This is a genomic window from Sphingomonas cellulosilytica (genome assembly GCF_052321755.1).
In the GTDB taxonomy this organism is placed as follows: domain Bacteria; phylum Pseudomonadota; class Alphaproteobacteria; order Sphingomonadales; family Sphingomonadaceae; genus Sphingomonas.
On the sequence record NZ_JBQRTT010000007.1, the window covers coordinates 1 to 17,779 of the forward strand.

Here is a 17,779-nt window from a genome sequence, read left to right on the forward strand (position 1 = left end):
GTACGTCAAAAGTGCACGCATCGATTTTGAACCAGACCAAGGTAACCGGAACGCCCGCGAATTCGAGCGGACCGGCCACCACGGTCCAACCGCAGCAAAGTACCACTTTGCTGCGCAACCCCTGCACACGCTTCATTGCCTGGTGGCTATAGCGTCGGTGTCCCACCCGATCCCATCCCGAACTCGGCCGTGAAACCCGACTGCGCCAATGGTACTATCGCCTAAGCGATGGAAGAGTAGGTCGTCGCCAGGCATTGAAGCGATGTGCAGGTAAGAACCCATTCACGATTACCCCGGATACCCCCGGGAAACGCCCAAGCCGTACGTCAGCACGCCCCATACGCTTGCCGCCGTAACGCACAAACCATGACGCGGGGTGGAGCAGCCCGGTAGCTCGTCAGGCTCATAACCTGAAGGTCACAGGTTCAAATCCTGTCCCCGCAACCATTTCGAAAAGCCCGCAAGTCGAATGACTTAGCGGGCTTTTTCGTGTTTTGAATCCGTCGCGTTTGTCGACACGTGCAGCTGTAAAAATAGTCGATTCGAGGCACCGTAAGATCAATGGGTTAGCTACCAGCCTATAAAGCGCCCAGCCTGTCCAATTATTCTTTTCCCGAACATTCGCACCCGATCTGCGCTGCGCCGATCGAACCCGAGGTCAGCGACCAAGAGTAGGATCGTTGACGTCCTCCCTGTTTTTTCATCCATGTTGAGTGATAGTTTCCGGCCCTTTGAAGCCTGCGGGCAAGGAGCTGGGACATGAAGAAGACGAGGCACACCGAGGAGCAGATCGCGTTTGCGCTGAAGCAGGCGGAAACGGGTACGTCGGTGGCGGAGGTGATCCGCCGGATGGGGATCTCGGAGCAGACATTCTACCGCTGGAAGAAGGTGTACGGCGGGCTTGGCGTAGGCGAGCTGCGGCGCCTGAAGCTGCTCGAGGAGGAGAACCGCAAGCTGAAGCAGCTGGTCGCCGACCTGAGCCTGGACAAGCACATCCTGCAGGACGTTCTCGCAAAAAAGCCTGACGCCTGGACGACGGCGCGAGCTGGTTGCGCACGTCCAGGCGTCCCATGGTGTCAGCGAGCGGCGCAGCGGCTCGGCGTTGGGCGTCGACCGGTCGTCGGTGCGCTACGTGTCGCATCGGCCGGATCAGGCGCCGCTCATGCTGCGCATCCGTGATCTGGCCGCGACGCGGACGCGATATGGCTACTTCCGTATCTACATCCTGCTGCGCAGGGGGGCGTGAACCACAAGCGGGTCTACCGGCTTTACCGGGATGATGGACTGAGCCTTCGGCTCAAGAAACCCCGTCGCAACGTCAGTGCTGCCAACCGCGACCGGCAACCTGCGGCTCTGGCAGCAAATGAGATGTGGTCGATGGACTTCGTCTCGGACGCGCTGTCCGATGGCCGTCGGTTGCGGGCGCTCACTGTGGTCGATGCGTTCACCCGCGAGGCGCTGGCGATTGACGTCGACCAGGGCATCAAGGGTGAGCAGGTGGTCGAGGTGATGGCGCGGATCTCATCGATCCGCGGCGCCCCCCGGACCATTCGGGTGGACAACGGGCCGGAGTTTATATCAAAGGCGCTCGATCGCTGGGCCTACGAGAACGGCGTCACGCTGGACTTCAGCCGGCCGGGCAAACCAACGGACAACGCCTTCGTAGAGTCGTTCAACGGCCGTCTTCGGGACGAGTGCTCGAACACGCACTGGTTCCTGTCGCTAGAGGACGCTCGGGCAAAGATCGAGGCCTGGCGGCGCGACTACAACGAGAGCCGTCCTCACACATCGCTTGGCTGGCTGACGCCGGTCGAATATGCTGCTGCCGCGGCCAAGATCGCGGTCGAATGATCGCCGGAAACTCACCCTCTACCTGGATGAGAAACCGGGGGACCCTCACACCTAGACATACCAACAAAGATCTTGAGCGGGAAAACGGGGGCCGCATGCCATCGCATGCGGCCCTTTCCGCGTGGACGCGCCTCAGGCGTAGGCGGCTTTCGACGACTTCCGACGATAACGCATCGCACCGCCCAACATTCCGAAGCCGATGATCATCATCGCCCAGGTCGCCGGTTCCGGCACTGCTGCGGAGAACGAGACATTGTCGAATTCGAACGACTGATTGCCGTTGCCGATGTTGGAGAAGCGGATGCCGTTATAAGCCGTGCCGTTCGTGCCGGTGAAGGTCACGCGGCGATTGATGTCGCTGGTCTGGGCATTGCCGCGCGGCGGCGCTGCGCCGTTCGGGTCGTTGTACATCTGGGTGCCGTCGAACGACTGGATCACGTTGCCGCTGGCATCCAGCAGGTCGACCAGATTGTAATTGTCCAGGGTGCCGACGAAGAAGCTGATGCTCGAGAAGAGCTGTCCACCCATGCCCGCCAGCGTCAGCGACGAGGGCGCCGCACCGACCGCGAAGTAACCGTTGCCGTCATAGGGGGTCGGCGAATACGCGTAAGCGCCGTAGGGCGTGGTGCCGTTCGGGGTGACGACGGTGCGCGAGGCCGAAGGGCCGATGAGGGTCGCGATCAAGCCCTTCGAGTTCGCTTCGAATGCCGTGCCGGCTTCCTGGTCGAAGGTCATGTTCACCGTAGCGCCCGGAACCGCCAGGTGATTGGTGCCGTTCGCCGCAACCGACGTGATGGTCGTGGCAGCAAGCGCAGGGCCCGCGGACAACAGGCCGATCGCTACGCAAACCGCATTACAGACTTTGTTCATCGTCATCCTCCTTTGAATATCCCGTCACTATAAAGCGCCTGGCGCAAAGAGGATCATCAATAAAGCGTTAATATGGATGGATTGGGAGAGTGAAAGGGGTAAGGCGATGAAAAACAGGAAATAAAACTTTTGTCCCAAACTGGGGCAGCAAGCATCGCCTCCGGGTCGCCGGTAAAAACTGGAACGCAATCGATGAAAGAATGGCGGTTCGAGTCGCGCCGAAGCTGTCGGCGGAAATGATCTGCTTCGACGAGCGGTGGTCCTGCCTCGCGAGGCACGGCAAGTTCAAGCTGCATAGCGGGCGGGGCCAAACGGCATCGACTTGCTTCGGTCGCGGCGGGTATCGCTTGCGAGATATATTGGCAAATACCTATAGCAAGTTACTGTGTAATCGAATAAAACATCGATAAAGGTGAGCCTGTTCCACGCGCGTGATAACCGGCTGCGGCGGGCGCCGACCCAACGACGCCGGTGATCGATGCGACCAACCTCACGGCCGAGCACCGCAGTCTGGCGTCACTGCCTGTCAATGCTGGCCGGTCAGACGCGGCGGACGGCTGCCGAGTCGGCCATCGCCACCCGCAAGCTTGCCGAAGGCCGGTCGGTGCCGTGACGCGTGTCGGCGGATGCTTGCGCCGGCCGGCGCTCCCGGTCCGTCCAACCCGCCCGATTTCGCCCGCCCCCACGTGTACCTGAACGCGCATGCGCCTTGGCGGTTCGTGTGGCCTTTCCGCGATCGCGAACGGCGCGACGAATTCAAGCGGACAGCAGTTTCGCGATCCAGCGGCTGCGATCGAACTGGCTGCAGATGATGGCGAGGGCGGCGGTCAGCGGCACCGCGATCAGCGCCCCGGCGATGCCCCACACCCAGCTCCAGAAGGTCATCGCGATGATGATCGCCAGCGGGGACAGCGACAGCTGTTTGCCCTGAAGCAGCGGATAGATGACGTTGCTGATCGTCATCTGCAGGATGACGAAGCCTGCGAACACCAGCGTCGGCATCTGCCACCCGCCGAATTGGACGAAGGCGAAGATCACTGGGGGCACGATGCCGACGATATTGCCGATGACGGGCACGAAGTTGAGCAGGAAGTTGAGGATACCCCAGACCAGCACCAGCTCCAGCCCCGTCATCCACGACCATAATGACGAGGCGACGCCGGTCAGGATGCTGGTGGCGAGCGTGGTGCCGAGATACCGGCGGATCTGTCCCGATATCTCCTCGCCGACCGACAGCATGTCCTGCCGCGCGCCGCCCCCGAACATCTCGTAGAGCTTGCGGCGCAGGCGCGGCACCTCGGGCAGGCCCAGCATCACGACGATGCCGATGAAACCGACATAGGTCACGAAGCCGTAGACGCTGCTCGCCAGCATCTGGACGATCGCCATGATCCGCTGGCGGTCGATCGTACCGGACAGCGGCACGCCCCGTTCCGACGCCCAGTTCGCCAGATGTCCATATCCCGCCTGCAACCGGTCCCATTGCGATGCAAGCGCCGCGATGACCTGCCCGATCGACAGATACACCGCCGCGGCGAACGCCACGAGGATCGCGACGAGCGCGAGCAGCGTGAGCGTATAGGCCAGCCAGGACGGCATGTAGCGCGACAGGCCGCGCTTCAGCGGCCACAGCGCCGCGACGATGATCGCCGCGAAGGCGATCGGCATGATGACCGTATATCCGACCCTGAGCGCGCCGATCAGCAGCAGCGCGGTGACGATGCCGAGCAGACGGTTGCGATAGCGATCCTGGACAGGCACCTCGGTCATGCACGTTCTCCGATCGGATGATCCATCGCCTCGGCGTTGAGCCGCGCGCCGAGCAGGAGCGCCCAGGCCGACATCATCAGCCACAGCATCAGCACGACGACCGCCGACAGCGAGCCGTATGTATCGTCGAACCGCGCGACATGCGCGACATAGGCGCGGAACATCGATGTCGCCGCCACCCACAGGGCCACGCCCGCGATCGTTCCCGGCAAAGCCCGCCGCCATGCGATCGGCGCTGTCGCGGGGGCGTAGCGGTAAATCAGGATCAGCCCGCCGCCCGCCCCCAATGTCAGCGAGCCGAACAGCACGAGGGTCGACGCCAGTCGCGCGCCGGGCAATCCGTCGGGCACATAGCTTTGCAGGAAAGTCAGCACCGACAGCGATACCAGCGCGGTCAGCACCAGTGCCGCACAGCCGAGCACCAGCAGCATGGACACGATCTGCCGGTACAGCCCGCGGCGCGGCTGCGTGACCCGATAGGCGAGGTTGATGCCATGCAACAGCGACCGCCCCGCCCGCCGCGCGCTGAACAACGCGATGGCCAGCGACACGATCAGGGTCGCGACGCCCACCCGATCGAACGCACGCGTGCCGCGCAGACCGCCGGCGACGACGCGCTGTGCGTCGATCGGCAGGATGGCGGTGAGCTTCGCCAGATTGCGTTCCACCGCTGCCGTCGGCACCAGCAGGTCGTAAAGCCCGACCACCAAACCCAGGAGCGGGATCACCGCCAGGAAAGCGGCAAAGGCGATCGAACTCGCCGCAATGCCGAAATCGTCGCGAACCGCGCTGCGGACGGTACGCGCGAGCAGCATGGCCCAGCGGACGATCAATTCGCCCCCAGCCGCTCGGCCGCCGGGATCATCGCAGCGCCGCGTACCGACGGTGGCGACTGGCCGTCGAACCCGGACGTCACCAGCAGATATGCGGTGATCGATATGGTGTGCGGAGGCTGGTGATGAGTGGTCATGGCTGGACGCTGGCCGTAGCAGCCGTCGACCGCGAAGATCCGCTCCGGCTCGACCCACCGCACGGCCCTTCCTGGCATCGTCAACGCAATCGCGTGAGCCAGGTGGTCCGACGCTTGGTTTGTGCGGTGAGGCAGGCAGGATGGTTCATTGTCTCGATGGTTCCCACGCCGTTGCCCGTATCCAGCGGGCAGGCGTGATCGCGCTGGCCGAGCCAGGCTCGCTGCGACGCACGCAGGGCCGATCGACGCAGTGGGGGAAGTCGCTTCATCGTCGATCGATAGACGTCGTTCAGCCGGTCATCGGCACGCCGGTAGTCTGCAACGAAGCACGCCGACATCGCCGAGGTCACGCCCTGCGCCGCCGCACCGGAACCGAGGCAGCGATCGAGGGCGGTCGGTGCAGCAACCATGAGGGCAAGGGCGATCATCGATAACCTCCGTCAGGGGATCAACTCCGCACCACCCGGCTTGTTGCGTGGCTCGGCCAACGGGCTCGGCGTTGCTGCGCTATCGATGAGGCCTGGCGGATGACGGAGCATCTTGCCTGGGGCCTGCCCGGACCGACATCGATCGACGATCCTGGCTCAGGCGAACGATGCCGCGGGCGTGACCGTCCGGGGATCGGTCCAGCGACGGTGCTCCTCTATTCGCGCTGGCGGCTCCGCCACTTGGCATAAGCGGCGGCAACGTTCGCGCCGGTCGCATTGAACCAGGAATAGCCGTTCCGCCGTTCCAGGCTGATCGCGTTCACGTCGTCGTGGATCGATCGGTCGCGGTCGCCGAAGACCGGTTTCTGGGTGACGGGATCGTAGAAGCGTGCCCAGAGCGGCTTGGCACCCGGTTGCTCGACCAGGCGGCGGCCGCCGGGACCGGTCGCATCGGTCCAGGCCCGGTCGCTGACGGCGTGGTTCGCGAACCAGGCCGCGCCGTCGGTGATCGCCTGGCGGATCGCCGGCGAAGGGTCGGGCTGCTGCATCAGGAAGCGCAACACCGCCGCGCTTTCCGCGGTGGCGAGCGCGATCGGTTCGAAATTGCGCGCGCCGACGGGGCGCAGGGTCAGCGGGTCGTATTGCTGCGCCCAGATCGTGCGGCGCCCGCCCTCCACCACCTGCGTGGCGAGCAACGTCGCCACCGATCGTGCCGCCGCCGCACGCGCCTCGGCACGCAGCGCTTCCGGCACGAAGGCATAGTCGCCCGCGCCCGCGGCGGTGCGTTGCAGCAGCGCGGTCGCCTGGATCATGGTATCGTCGTTCAGCGTCAGCGCATCGTGATAGCCGCCCTGCAACGGATAGACCTGCGGCCAGCCGCCGGACGGCAACTCCGCCTGCATCAGATAGCGGATGCCCTTCACGAATGCGGCGCGATAGCGCTCGCCGTCCACGCCGGGGCGGCCCGCCTGCGCCCGCGCCAGGAAGGACAGCTCGGTCGTGGTCGCATCATTGTCCAGCGTCCCGATGAAGCTCCAGCCGCCGGCGAGGTCCGCGGCGGCATAGACGCCCGCCTTGCTGTCGAAGGGGAGGTACATCTGCCCGCGCGCCCGGGGCGGGGCGCTGCGATCCTGGTTCTTGCCCCAGCCGCCGGTCGGCGTCTGATAACTAACGATATTGTCGGCGATGCGCCGGCCTGCGTCGCCGGCATACCAGGCGGCATCGCGATCGAGCGGCATCGTCGCCGTCTTGCCCTCCGGCGGGGGGGCGGGGATCGTCGCCAGCCCCTGCCGCTCGGCGGCCAGCGCCGCCTTGTCGCGCGCCATCGCCGCGGTCGAACGCGCGATGTAATCGGCCCAGGCGCGCCGGGCCGTCGGGGGCAGCGCGCCGAGTCGCTCCACGGTCAGCGATGGCGGCGGCGCCATATGGCCGATTACCGCAGCGACCGCCGGTACCGCGCTCACGGTCATCAGACAGGCCAGGACAAGGCTTCTCATGCTCGATCCTCTTCCCTTTATTATCATTGCGATGCCATCCTGCCTTCAAGTGACACCGGTGGCAATAAAAGCTTGCAGCCTGCCGCGAATCGGCTAGCTTTAGCGCTACCATCAGAGTCCGACAGGACCGCTGGCAGAGGAGGGGGCATGTCGATCGGTTCGGCGGCAAAACAACAGCTTGAGGTTTCGCGCAGGGTCGCGATCGGCGTGTTGGGTGCCGTTGCGACGACCCCGGCATCCGCACTCGCGACGTCTTCGAACCAGCTGCATGTGACCGCTGGTGACACCGGTAGCAGGAACCTTGCCGATGCCCTGCGCCGGGCCGCGTCCCTGCCGGCGCCGGTGACGATCACCATCGCACCCGGCCTGTATCGCGAGAAGCTGCACGTCGCCGTCCCCGGCGTCACCCTAGTCGCGACCGGTCCCGGCGTGGTGATCGCCCATGGCGCGGCCGCCGGCCACATCGCGCCCGACGGCAAGCCCTGGGGCACCGGCCGGTCCGCCACGCTGACCATCGATGCGCCCGGCGTAACGCTGCGCGGCCTGACGATCCGCAACGATTTCGATTACATCGCCGACACCGTCAGCCATGCCAGCGGCGGCGCGCAGGCCGTGGCGCTGTCGATCGCGCGCACCGCCGACCGGGTGCTGGTCGAACGATGCGCGCTCGAAGGCTATCAGGACACGCTCTACGTCGGTGCCCGCGCGCTCTTTCGCCGGTGCAGGATCGCGGGCGGCGTCGACTTCATCTTCGGCGGCGCGGCGGCGCTGTTCCAGAATTGCGACATCGTCACGCGCCACGTGCCCGGCGCCGCCGAAAGCGGCTTCGCCGCCGCGCCGAGCACCCTGGCTGCCGACCGATTCGGCCTCGTTTTCGATCGCTGCCACGTCACCCGCGAAGCCGGCGTGCCGGACGGCTCGACCTGGCTCGGCCGCCCGTGGCGGGCCGGCGGCAACATGGCGATCCTCGGTGCCGCCGCCTTCCTGCGCTGCCGGCTCGATGCGCACATCAAGGCCGCGGGCTGGACCGGCATGGGCTTCACCGATCCCGCCGGCGTCCGCCGCACGCTGACGCCCGAGGAGGCACGACTGTTCGAATGGCGCTCGACCGGCCCCGGTGCCGCCGCGCCGGCAGCGACGCGCAAGCAGCTCACCGACGCGGAGGCTGCGGCCTTCACGCCGGACGCAATTCTACAAGGCTGGGTCCCATGAGGTCACCAGCCACATCCAGGGAGAACATGATGAACTATTCCACGGTGACCCCCTTCCGGCTCGGCGCGTCGCTCGGCGCGCTGGCGCTCGCCAGCCTGTTCGCCATCCCCGCCGGCGCGCAAGACCAGGCCGCCCCGGCCGCGCCCGCCCAGCAACCTGCGCCCGTGGCGGCCGGTTCGGACCCGGCGGTGGACACCAGCGGCAACCCGACGCTGACGCCGGCCGCGGACGGCCCCTCCAGCGTCAACGATACCGGTGCCGACACCACGCAGACCCGCTCCAGCGTCGGCGAACAGAAGGGCGCCAACGCCGACAATTTCGACCCGGCGCAGGACATCGTCGTCACCGGCTTCCGCGGGTCGATCCAGAATTCGCTCAACCAGAAGCGTTTCTCCGACGTGCAGATCGACGCGATCAACGCGCAGGATATCGCCGACTTCCCCGACGCCAACCTCGCCGAATCGCTGCAGCGCCTGCCGGGCGTGTCGATCGACCGCGACAATGGCGAAGGGCGCGGCATCACCGTCCGTGGCCTCGGCGGCGACTTCAACCGCACGCGCCTCAACGGCATCGAGGCGCTGTCGACCGCAGGCTCCAACGATTCCGGCACCAGCCCCAATCGCAGCCGCTCGTTCGACTATTCGACCTTCGCGTCCGAACTGTTCAGCGCGCTGAAGGTGCAGAAGACGCCGTCCGCCGAAACCGACGAAGGCTCACTGGGCGCCACGATCGATCTCGAAACCGGGCGGCCGTTCGATTTCAAGGGCACGCGCATCGGCGGATCGGCGACCGCCAGCTACAACGAGAACAGCAAGAAGGCGAACCCGCGCCTCGCCGGCCTCGCATCCTTCCGCTTCGGCAAGGACAAGCGGATGGGCTTCCTGTTCTCGGGCGCCTACAACAAGACCGAGAACATCATCGACCAGTATAACCGCGGCGTCGGCGCTTCGGATTATCTCTACCGCAGCAGCCAGTTCGTCGGTGAAGGCACGACGCAGCGCGCCGGTTTCTCGGCCCCGGTCGGCACGATCAACTATGCCAATCCCGATGCGACCGCGTTTCAGACCGGGTCGGATCCTGCCGCTTATGCCAAGCTCTATCCCGGCGCGCCCTACAACACGGCCGGCCGGTTCGACGATTCCACCGTCCGCATCCCGGCGCTGCCGGCGCTGACGCACCAGGTCGTCCGCAACCAGCGCCTGGGCCTCACCGGCGCCTATCAGTGGGACGTGACGGACAAGACGCGGATCTCGCTCGACGGCCTCTATTCGCGCTTCCACAACGAGAGCGAAAACGACCAGCTGTCGCCGGTCGGCCTCAACCGCAACAACACCAACGCCGCCTACAACACGGCCGCCGGCCGCCTGACGCCGACGGCGGCGCGCGCCGCCTATCCAGGCCTCTGCACGCCCGCTGCCGGCAGCGCCATCGCGGTGTCGCAGGATTGCGGCCAGTCGCTCTACGGCACGACGCCGGCGTTCGGCACCGCGCTCAACGCGCAGGGGCAATTGGTGCCCTCGGTGCTTGGCAGCGCGGCGGTGGTGCCGGGTGCGACCAGCCCTGCCAACGCCAACATCTTCTCGACCAATCCCTACAATCTCGACCCCTATGATTATTACAACAACCCCAATTCGGTCGGGTACATTCCGTCGAGCAACGGCCTGGCCTATCGCGGCCAGCTGATCGGCCGGCCCAGCGTCGACGTGCTCGATGCCAATGTCACCAACGGGCTTGCCGACTATCTCGTCCTGCGCAACGTCGACATGCGGTCCGCGGTGGATTATGCGGAATACACCACCAAATTCTGGCAGGGCACGTTCCGCCTCGACCAGGAATTTACCGATAATTTCAAGATGACCGCCATCTACGGCCGGTCGAAGTCGGTGAACTATTCCACCGGCCTGCTGGTCGAATTCAACCGCATGGATTCGCCCCAGAACTTCGTGTTCGACGATCGCGCGCACGGCAACATGCCGTTGCTCGACTTCGGCTTCGACGTCGCCGATCCCGCCAACTGGACGACGGTGAAGGGCTTCTCGGCGATCCGCCACTACGAACGCTACGTCCGCAACACCTATGAAGCGATGCGCGCCGATTTCGACTGGCGGGTCAACGACCAGTTCAACATCGGCTTCGGCGGTACGCTGCGCCGCTTCGGCTTCTTCACCTCGCAGGGCGAACGCAACACCGACACGCTCAACCCGACCCTGCTGGAGGCGGGATCGACCACCGCGGCGAACAGCAAGGTCGTGCCGTTCGGTCAGGGGCTGCAGACGCCGGCCGGGACCGTGTCGAGCTTCCTCGTTCCCGACATCGCCAAGTTCAACAACCTGCTCGGCTTCCAGTGCGACTGCATCAACAAATACGGCGATTGGCGCCTCACCACCAAGCGCAACGGCGGGTCGGCGACGTTCGGCGTCGATGAATATGACAAGGGCCTGTATCTCCAATTCGACTTCAACACGGAGATCTTCGGCCGCTCGTTGCGCGGCAATGCGGGGACGCGCGTCGCCTTCACCGACGTGACCTCGAACGGCACGTCGCAGGCCGGGCGCCCGATCGTCGGACGCAACAGCTATACCGACTGGCTGCCCTCGCTGAACCTCAACTACGAGATCGTGCGCAACCTGATCCTGCGCCTCGGCGCATCGAAGGTGATGGCGCGTCCGCTGCTCGGCAACCTTTCGCCGACGATCACCTCCATCTCGATCCCCAGCAACGGCGACAACCAGGGCGCCTCGTTCACCATCGGCAATCCCAAGCTGGCGCCGTTCCGGTCGAGCAACATCGATCTCAGCGCCGAATGGTATTTCACCCGCAGCAGCCTGTTCTCGGTCGCGGTGTTCAAGAAGGACGTCGACAATTTTCCGCAGACGGTGCTGTTCGCGGCGCCCCTGTCGCAGTTCGTCGACGACGCCACCCGCGCCGCGATCCGGGCGCAATATACGAACGTCAACCAACTCGCCTATCTGGATGCCAATTTCCCGTTCATCGCGCGCCAGTATCGCGATGCGCCGGGCGGCTACATCAAGGGGATCGAGGTCAACTTCCAGCAGAACCTCACCTTCCTGCCCTGGGCGTTCCGCAACCTCGGCGTGCTGTTCAACTACACGCACATCAAGTCGGAACTGAACTACATCCTCGATCCCGGCGCGGTCAGCGCGGCGGGCGTGGTGACCCGGCCGCAGGTGCTCGGCAAGGGGCCGTTCCTGGGCGTGTCGCCGGATGCGATCAACGCGACCCTGTTCTACGAAACCAAGGCGTTCCGCGCCCGCGTCTCGGTCGCGCAGCGTGCCGGCTACAGCACCACCTATCCGCTGGCCGCGGGCTCGTGCAGCCCGGGGCTCTCCACCGTCGGCGGCGGGGTCGTGGCGGGTGCGGTCGTCGAGAGCGTCGGCTGCGACAGCCCGCTCATCAACGACTTCGGCTTCAGCCGGGGCACGACCAACGTCGATGCCTCGATCAACATCAACCTGATGAAGGGACTGTCGATCTCGGCCGAGGGGCTGAACCTCACCAACCAGACCAGCAATCGCTATGCCTATGACGGGCAGGAGGCGGTGTCCCAATACGGCAGTTCCGGCCGCGTCTACCGCTTGGGCGCGCGCTTCAGCTTCTGATTACCCCCAACCTCCCCGGGGGCTCCTCCGGCCCCGCGTACCGGTGACGGATCGCGGGGCCGCTTTGAACGAAAGGCGTGGGCATGAAACGACGCGATGTGTTGATCGGCGGCCTGGCCTGCGCAGGCGGTGCGGTCGCCCGGCCGCTGGTGCAGGCAGGGCCTGGCTACGGCCCGGCGCCGCTGCCCGGCACCAAGCGCGCAGGCGATGCCGACGACAGCGGCCGCATCGTGCCGCCGCCGCCCAAGGGCTATTGGCGGTTCAGCGGCGTGAGCGGTCCCGGCCGGCGCGCCACGGCGGCGAGCGCCAGCGGCGGCTGGACCAGCGGCATGCCCGACGTCCGCTACAAGGGGCCGGGCACGCCGCGCTACCCCGTCGCGCCATGGAACGATGCCGATGCGGGAACCGCGGTGAAGGCAGGATTGCTGCCGCGGATCAGGCCGCTGCACGACGTGCATATCCGCGACACGATCGTCTGCCCGGGCGGCGATGGCTATTACTACATGACCGGATCGACCGGCGACAACATCTGGGCGGTCAACGACGGCGTCGAGCTGTGGCGATCCAGGGACCTCGATAGCTGGGACTATCGCGGCCTCGTCTGGTCGATCGAGCGCGACGGCGTGTGGGAAAAGGCGTGGCGGATGCGGGCAGGGGTGCCGTTCCGCGCGCTGTGGGCACCCGAGATCCACTTCATCCGCGGCAATTACTACATTTGCCATTCGATCAGCCGCGCCGGTCTTGCCGTGCTGAAGAGCACCACCGGGCGGCCTGAGGGGCCGTATGTCCATGCCTTTTCGCCGACCGCGCCGATCCGCCGCAGCATCGATGCGACGCTGTTCGACGATGGCAAGGCGGTGTGGCTGACCTACGGCTCCGCCGACGAGATCGTCCGGCTGAAGGATGACCTGTCGGGCCTCGCCGGCGACTGGCAAAAGATGACCGCGACCGAATGGGACAATGATCCGCGGCATCATCGCACCCCCTGCGGCCCCGACGGCTGCCGCAAGCTGGGCTATGAGGGCGCAACCATGTTCCAGCGCGACGGCATCTATTATCTCGGCGTCGTCGATCGCTACGAGGGGCGCTATTCGTTCCGCATCTGGATGAGCGACGCGCCGACCGGCCCGTGGCGCGAACCGCACGAAGGCGCGCCGTGCTGCGGCGGCGGCAACATCTTCCGGGACCGCACGGGCCGCTGGTGGCAGACCTTCTTCGGCAACGACGATGCCAGCCACTTCCGCGAAAAGCCCGGCATCGTCCGCATCGATTTCGACGCGCGTGGCCGTGTCGTCGTCCATCCCGACCAGCCCTTTCTGATCCAGGAGCCTGCATGACCGACTTCAACCGGCGCGACGCCTTCGGACTCGCCGCGCTCGCCAGCGGCGCGGCGTTGATCCCCGGCGGGGCCGCCGCCGCTGCCACCGGACAGGCGGCATCCAGCCCGTCGCCCTGGCGTCGCGGCTATGACGGCCAGCGCATCGCCGACCTCGGCGATGGCCGTTTCCTCAATCCGCTGATCGGCGGCGACCGCCCCGATCCCGCCATCCTCAAGGACGGCGCGGATTATTACATGACCTTTTCCAGCTTCGACAGCTATCCGGGCCTGACGATCTGGCACAGCCGCGACCTCGTCAACTGGCGCCCGCGTGGGCCGGCGCTCACCCGCAACATCGGTTCGGTCTGGGCGGTCAGCCTCGAAAAGCACGGCAACCGCTATTTCCTCTATATCCCGGTCAAGGCGAGCCCGAAGAACGACATCTACGTCATCCACGCCGACAGCATCGACGGTCCGTGGTCCGATCCGGTCAGCCTCGGCCTCCACGACCATATCGATCCCTGCCATGCGGTGGGCGAGGACGGCTCGCGCTGGCTGTTCCTGTCGGGCGGCGACCGCATCCGCCTCGCCGAGGACGGCCTGTCGACGGTCGGCAAGGTCGAGCACGTCTACGATCCGTGGCGCTACCCCGACGATTGGGATGTCGAGGGGTTCAGTCCGGAAGGCCCCAAGATCCACCGCCACGGCGGCTGGTTCTACATGATAACGGCGGTCGGCGGCACCGCCGGGCCGCCGACCGGCCATATGGTGATCGTCGCCCGCTCGCGTTCGATCCACGGCCCCTGGGTCAACGATCCGGGCAACCCGATCGTCCGCACCGTGTCCACGCAAGAGAAATGGTGGTCGCGCGGCCACGCCAGTCTGGTCGAGGCGCCGGACGGCAGCTGGTGGTCGGTCTATCACGGCTATGAGAACGGCTTCTGGACGCTGGGGCGGCAGGTGCTGCTCGATCCGGTGCGCTGGACCGCCGACGGCTGGTTCCGGATGACCGGGGGCGACCTGTCGAAGCCGCTGCCCAAGCCGAAGGGTGGGCAGGGCGGCCCGCACGGCCAGCCCCTGTCGGACGATTTCGGCAAGCCGCTGGCGCTGGGCGCGCGCTGGAACTTCTTCCGCCCCGGCCCGGCCGAGCGCGACCGGGTGCGCGTCGACGGCGGCGTGCTCCATCTCAAGGCGAGCGGCAAGGCGCCGGTCGATTCCTCGCCGCTGCTGCTCATCGCCGGCGATCAGGCCTACGAATTCCAGTGCGATGTCGAGATCGCACCGGGCGGCACCGCGGGGCTCGTCCTCTTCTACGACGACAAGCTCTATTGCGGCCTCGGCTTCGACGAGAAGCGCTTCGTCACCCATCAATATGGCATCGAGCGCGGCCGTCCCGCCAACCCGCACGGCCGGCGGATGATGATCCGGATCGCCAACAAACGGCACATCGTCGCCATCCACACCTCCGGCGACGGCGGCCGGACGTGGCAGCGCTTCGACCGCGGCATGGAGGTGTCGGGCTATCACCACAACGTGCGCGGCGGGTTCCTGATGCTGCGTCCCGGCCTCTATTCGGCGGGGGCGGGCGAGGCGCGCTTCCGCGACTTCCGGTTCCGCGCGCTGTGATCGCCCGCGCCGCCGCCCTCGTGCTCCTCGCCACACCGGGGATCGCCGGTGCCAGCGACCTGCCGTTCCGCGATCCGTCGCAGCCGGCGGAGCGGCGCGCCGCCGACCTCGTCGGCCGGCTGACGCTGGTGGAAAAGGCGGCGCAGCTGAAGGATCTGGCGCCCGCCATCCCGCGGCTCGGCATTCCTGCTTATGCCTGGTGGAGCGAAGGGCTGCACGGCGTCGCCCGTGCGGGCGAGGCCACCGTCTTCCCGCAGGCGATCGGCCTTGCGGCAACCTGGGACGCTGCGCTGGTGCAGGAGGTCGCCGACGTCACGTCGACCGAGTTCCGCGCCAAATATCTCGCTGCCCGGCATCCCGACGGATCGTCCGACAAGTACCGCGGGCTCACCGTCTGGTCGCCCAACGTCAACATCTTCCGCGATCCGCGCTGGGGACGGGGGCAGGAGACGTTCGGTGAAGACCCCTATCTCACCGCACGCATGGGCGTCGCCTTCATCCGCGGGCTACAGGGGCCAGATCCGGCGCATCCGCGCACGATCGCCGCGGTGAAGCATTTCGCGGTGCACAGCGGGCCGGAGGCGGATCGCCACCGCGACGACATACACCCCTCTGCCCACGACCTCGAGGATACCTATCTGCCCGCCTTCCGCGCTGCGGTGGTGGAGGCGGGCGCGCAGGGGCTGATGTGTGCCTATAACGCCGTCGATGGCATCCCCGCCTGCGCCAGTCCGCTGCTCGCCAGCCGGGTGCGCGGGCGCTGGGGCTTCAACGGCCATGTCGTGTCCGATTGCGCCGCGATCGCCGATATCGTGATGCCGGGGTCGCACGGCTATGTGCCGACCTCGCAGGCAGCTGTGGCCGCCGCGCTCAACGCCGGCACCGACCTGTTCTGCGCCGAATTCGGCCTCGGCAAGAGCAGCGATCCGCAGATCGTCGTCGACGCGGTTCGCCAGGGCCTGCTGACACCGGCGGTGCTGGACCGCGCGGTGACCCGCTTGTTCGAGGCGCGCGTCCGCCTCGGTATCCTCGACGCCGCGCCCCCCGCCGACGGCATCGCCGCCACCGACTTCGACACGCCCGCGCATCGCGCCCGTTCGCTCGAGACGGCGCGCAAATCGCTGGTGCTGCTGAAGAACGACGGTCTGCTGCCGATCAAGGGCGAACCCCGCCGGATCGCGGTGATCGGCCCCAATGCCGACAGCGTCGATGCGCTGGTCGGCAATTATGCCGGCACGCCGTCCGCTCCGCTCACCGTGCTCACTGGCCTTCGGCAACGCTATCCGCAGGCCGACGTCCGCTATGTCGAGGGAACGGGGCTGATCGGCGCACCGCTGAAGCCCGTACCCGCCGATGCCGTGTGCGTGGATCGCGCCTGCACCACGCGTGGCCTGCGCGTCGAGGAATTCGCCGGCACCGCGCTCGCCGGCGCACCGGTGCGCACCGCGACCGACGCCGCCGTCCGCTTCGAATGGGGCAAACCCGAACGGCGCGAGCGGACGACTTCGATCCGCTGGACCGGCTATCTGACCGCGGGCGAGACGGGGCCGTACCGCTTCCGTCTCAACGGCGACGGCGGCTATCGCATCCGGGTGAATGGCAGGATCGTGGTCGATGCCTGGGACGCCGCCGATCCCGCCTCGATCGCCGACGGCGAGATCGCCTTGCAGGCCGGCCGGCGCTATCCGCTCGTCGTCGAGGCGATCCAGACCGGCAGCCGCGGCGACCAGAGCCTCGCCTGGAGCAACTTCGGTGCGCGCGGCGAGGCCGCAGTGGCGGCGGCGCACGACGCCGATCTCGTCGTCTTCGTCGGCGGGCTGACCGCCAAGCTGGAGGGCGAGGAGATGCGCGTCCAGGCACCCGGCTTCGTCGGCGGCGATCGTACCAGCCTCGACCTTCCTCGCCCGCAGCAGGACCTGCTCGAACGCGTGGCGGCGACGGGCAAGCCGTTGGTGCTGGTCTTGATGAACGGCAGCGCGCTAGGCGTGGAATGGGCCGACCGTCACGTGCCCGCAATCGTCGAGGCCTGGTATCCGGGTGGCGAGGGCGGGCAGGCGGTTGCCGAACTGATCGCCGGCGATTTCAGCCCGGCGGGTCGCCTGCCGGTGACCTTCTATCGGTCTGCCGATCAGCTGCCGCCGTTCAAGGATTATGCGATGGCGGGGCGCACCTATCGCTATTTCGCAGGCGATCCGCTGTACCGGTTCGGCCACGGCCTCAGCTACACCCGCTTCGCCTATGCCAACGCCCGGCTTGATCGCGCCGGCATCCGGGCCGGTGATCCCGCCGGCCTCAGCGTCCGCGTCACCAACACCGGCCGCATCGACGGGGACGAGGTCGTCCAGCTCTACGGCACGCAGGCCGCGCCCGGCGCGCCGCTGCGCGCGCTGATGGGGTTCCGGCGCATCCACCTCAAGGCCGGCGAGAGCCGGGACGTGCGCTTCGCCATCGACCCGCGGACGATGAGCGTCGTCGATCCGGCCGGCAACCGCGCGGTGGTGGCCGGCACGCTCGACCTGTGGATCGGCGGCGGCCAGCCGGGCGGCCGCGATGCCGCCCCCGGCACCGCCGCACGCCTCACCATCGCCGGCACGCGCCGGCTCGACTGACCGGGAGGA

General features: G+C 66.9%; 11 protein-coding genes, 1 tRNA gene, 1 rRNA gene and 1 pseudogene. 8 read left to right on the forward strand and 6 right to left on the reverse strand.

Going from position 1 to position 17,779, the window contains the following annotated elements; genetic code table 11:
* Positions 1-138 precede the first annotated feature (138 nt).
* From rrf to ACTZQ5_RS11580, 3 genes and pseudogenes are all read left to right on the forward strand, one after another.
* Positions 139-253, forward strand: a 5S ribosomal RNA gene (gene rrf, locus ACTZQ5_RS11570).
* Between the two features lie 117 nt (positions 254-370).
* A tRNA-Met gene (locus tag ACTZQ5_RS11575) sits at positions 371-447 on the forward strand.
* Positions 448-759: 312 nt separating this feature from the next.
* Positions 760-1,851, forward strand: a pseudogene (locus ACTZQ5_RS11580) (IS3 family transposase).
* 132 nt (positions 1,852-1,983) lie between these two features.
* Here ACTZQ5_RS11580 and ACTZQ5_RS11585 read toward each other — a convergent pair.
* From ACTZQ5_RS11585 to pelA, 6 genes are all read right to left on the reverse strand, one after another.
* Entirely contained in the window at positions 1,984-2,721 is a 738-nt protein-coding gene (locus ACTZQ5_RS11585) for a PEPxxWA-CTERM sorting domain-containing protein (RefSeq protein WP_443585343.1), read from the reverse strand.
* Between the two features lie 756 nt (positions 2,722-3,477).
* The gene (locus ACTZQ5_RS11590; protein ID WP_443585344.1) at positions 3,478-4,491 is read right to left on the reverse strand and encodes an AI-2E family transporter; all 1,014 of its coding nucleotides are present in this window, start codon (positions 4,489-4,491) and stop codon (positions 3,478-3,480) included.
* Positions 4,488-5,306 carry a YihY/virulence factor BrkB family protein gene (locus tag ACTZQ5_RS11595; RefSeq protein WP_443585345.1) on the reverse strand — a complete coding sequence of 273 codons (819 nt, stop codon included), beginning with the start codon at positions 5,304-5,306 and terminating at the stop codon, positions 4,488-4,490. The genes ACTZQ5_RS11590 and ACTZQ5_RS11595 overlap by 4 nt, the downstream gene beginning before the upstream one ends.
* 14 nt (positions 5,307-5,320) lie before the next feature.
* Positions 5,321-5,524 (reverse strand): hypothetical protein, encoded by a 204-nt coding sequence (locus ACTZQ5_RS11600; RefSeq protein WP_443585346.1) that lies wholly within the window; start codon positions 5,522-5,524, stop codon positions 5,321-5,323.
* Positions 5,525-5,541: 17 nt separating this feature from the next.
* A complete protein-coding gene (locus tag ACTZQ5_RS11605; RefSeq protein WP_443585347.1) occupies positions 5,542-5,889 on the reverse strand; it encodes a lysozyme inhibitor LprI family protein in 348 nt (115 codons plus the stop codon).
* A 215-nt stretch (positions 5,890-6,104) separates the two neighbouring features.
* Positions 6,105-7,385, reverse strand: a complete 1,281-nt coding sequence (gene pelA / locus ACTZQ5_RS11610) for a pectate lyase (RefSeq protein WP_443585348.1) — start codon at positions 7,383-7,385, stop codon at positions 6,105-6,107.
* A 270-nt stretch (positions 7,386-7,655) separates the two neighbouring features.
* Between pelA and ACTZQ5_RS11615 the strand changes: the two genes are divergently transcribed.
* The 5 genes from ACTZQ5_RS11615 (at position 7,656) to ACTZQ5_RS11635 (ending at position 17,770) form a co-directional block, all read left to right on the forward strand.
* Positions 7,656-8,597, forward strand: coding sequence for a pectinesterase family protein (locus ACTZQ5_RS11615; protein ID WP_443585349.1), 942 nt, complete (start codon positions 7,656-7,658; stop codon positions 8,595-8,597).
* Between the two features lie 29 nt (positions 8,598-8,626).
* Positions 8,627-12,217, forward strand: a complete 3,591-nt coding sequence (locus ACTZQ5_RS11620) for a TonB-dependent receptor domain-containing protein (RefSeq protein ID WP_443585350.1) — start codon at positions 8,627-8,629, stop codon at positions 12,215-12,217.
* 83 nt (positions 12,218-12,300) lie between these two features.
* Entirely contained in the window at positions 12,301-13,554 is a 1,254-nt protein-coding gene (locus ACTZQ5_RS11625; protein WP_443585351.1) for a family 43 glycosylhydrolase, read from the forward strand.
* Positions 13,551-15,161: a family 43 glycosylhydrolase gene (locus ACTZQ5_RS11630; RefSeq protein WP_443585352.1), complete on the forward strand. Its 1,611-nt coding sequence runs from the start codon at positions 13,551-13,553 to the stop codon at positions 15,159-15,161. Before ACTZQ5_RS11625 ends, ACTZQ5_RS11630 begins: the two co-directional genes overlap by 4 nt.
* Positions 15,158-17,770, forward strand: a complete 2,613-nt coding sequence (locus ACTZQ5_RS11635) for a glycoside hydrolase family 3 C-terminal domain-containing protein (RefSeq protein ID WP_443585353.1) — start codon at positions 15,158-15,160, stop codon at positions 17,768-17,770. The genes ACTZQ5_RS11630 and ACTZQ5_RS11635 overlap by 4 nt, the downstream gene beginning before the upstream one ends.
* Positions 17,771-17,779 lie beyond the last annotated feature (9 nt).

Coding starts and splice junctions, on each gene's coding strand:
- ACTZQ5_RS11595 (WP_443585345.1), bottom strand. CDS start 5,306: ATGCTGCTCGCGCGTACCGTCCGCAGCGCGGTTCGCGACGATTTCGGC.
- ACTZQ5_RS11585 (WP_443585343.1), bottom strand. CDS start 2,721: ATGAACAAAGTCTGTAATGCGGTTTGCGTAGCGATCGGCCTGTTGTCC.
- pelA (WP_443585348.1), bottom strand. CDS start 7,385: ATGAGAAGCCTTGTCCTGGCCTGTCTGATGACCGTGAGCGCGGTACCG.
- ACTZQ5_RS11630 (WP_443585352.1), top strand. CDS start 13,551: ATGACCGACTTCAACCGGCGCGACGCCTTCGGACTCGCCGCGCTCGCC.
- ACTZQ5_RS11605 (WP_443585347.1), bottom strand. CDS start 5,889: ATGATCGCCCTTGCCCTCATGGTTGCTGCACCGACCGCCCTCGATCGC.
- ACTZQ5_RS11590 (WP_443585344.1), bottom strand. CDS start 4,491: ATGACCGAGGTGCCTGTCCAGGATCGCTATCGCAACCGTCTGCTCGGC.
- ACTZQ5_RS11625 (WP_443585351.1), top strand. CDS start 12,301: ATGAAACGACGCGATGTGTTGATCGGCGGCCTGGCCTGCGCAGGCGGT.
- ACTZQ5_RS11620 (WP_443585350.1), top strand. CDS start 8,627: ATGAACTATTCCACGGTGACCCCCTTCCGGCTCGGCGCGTCGCTCGGC.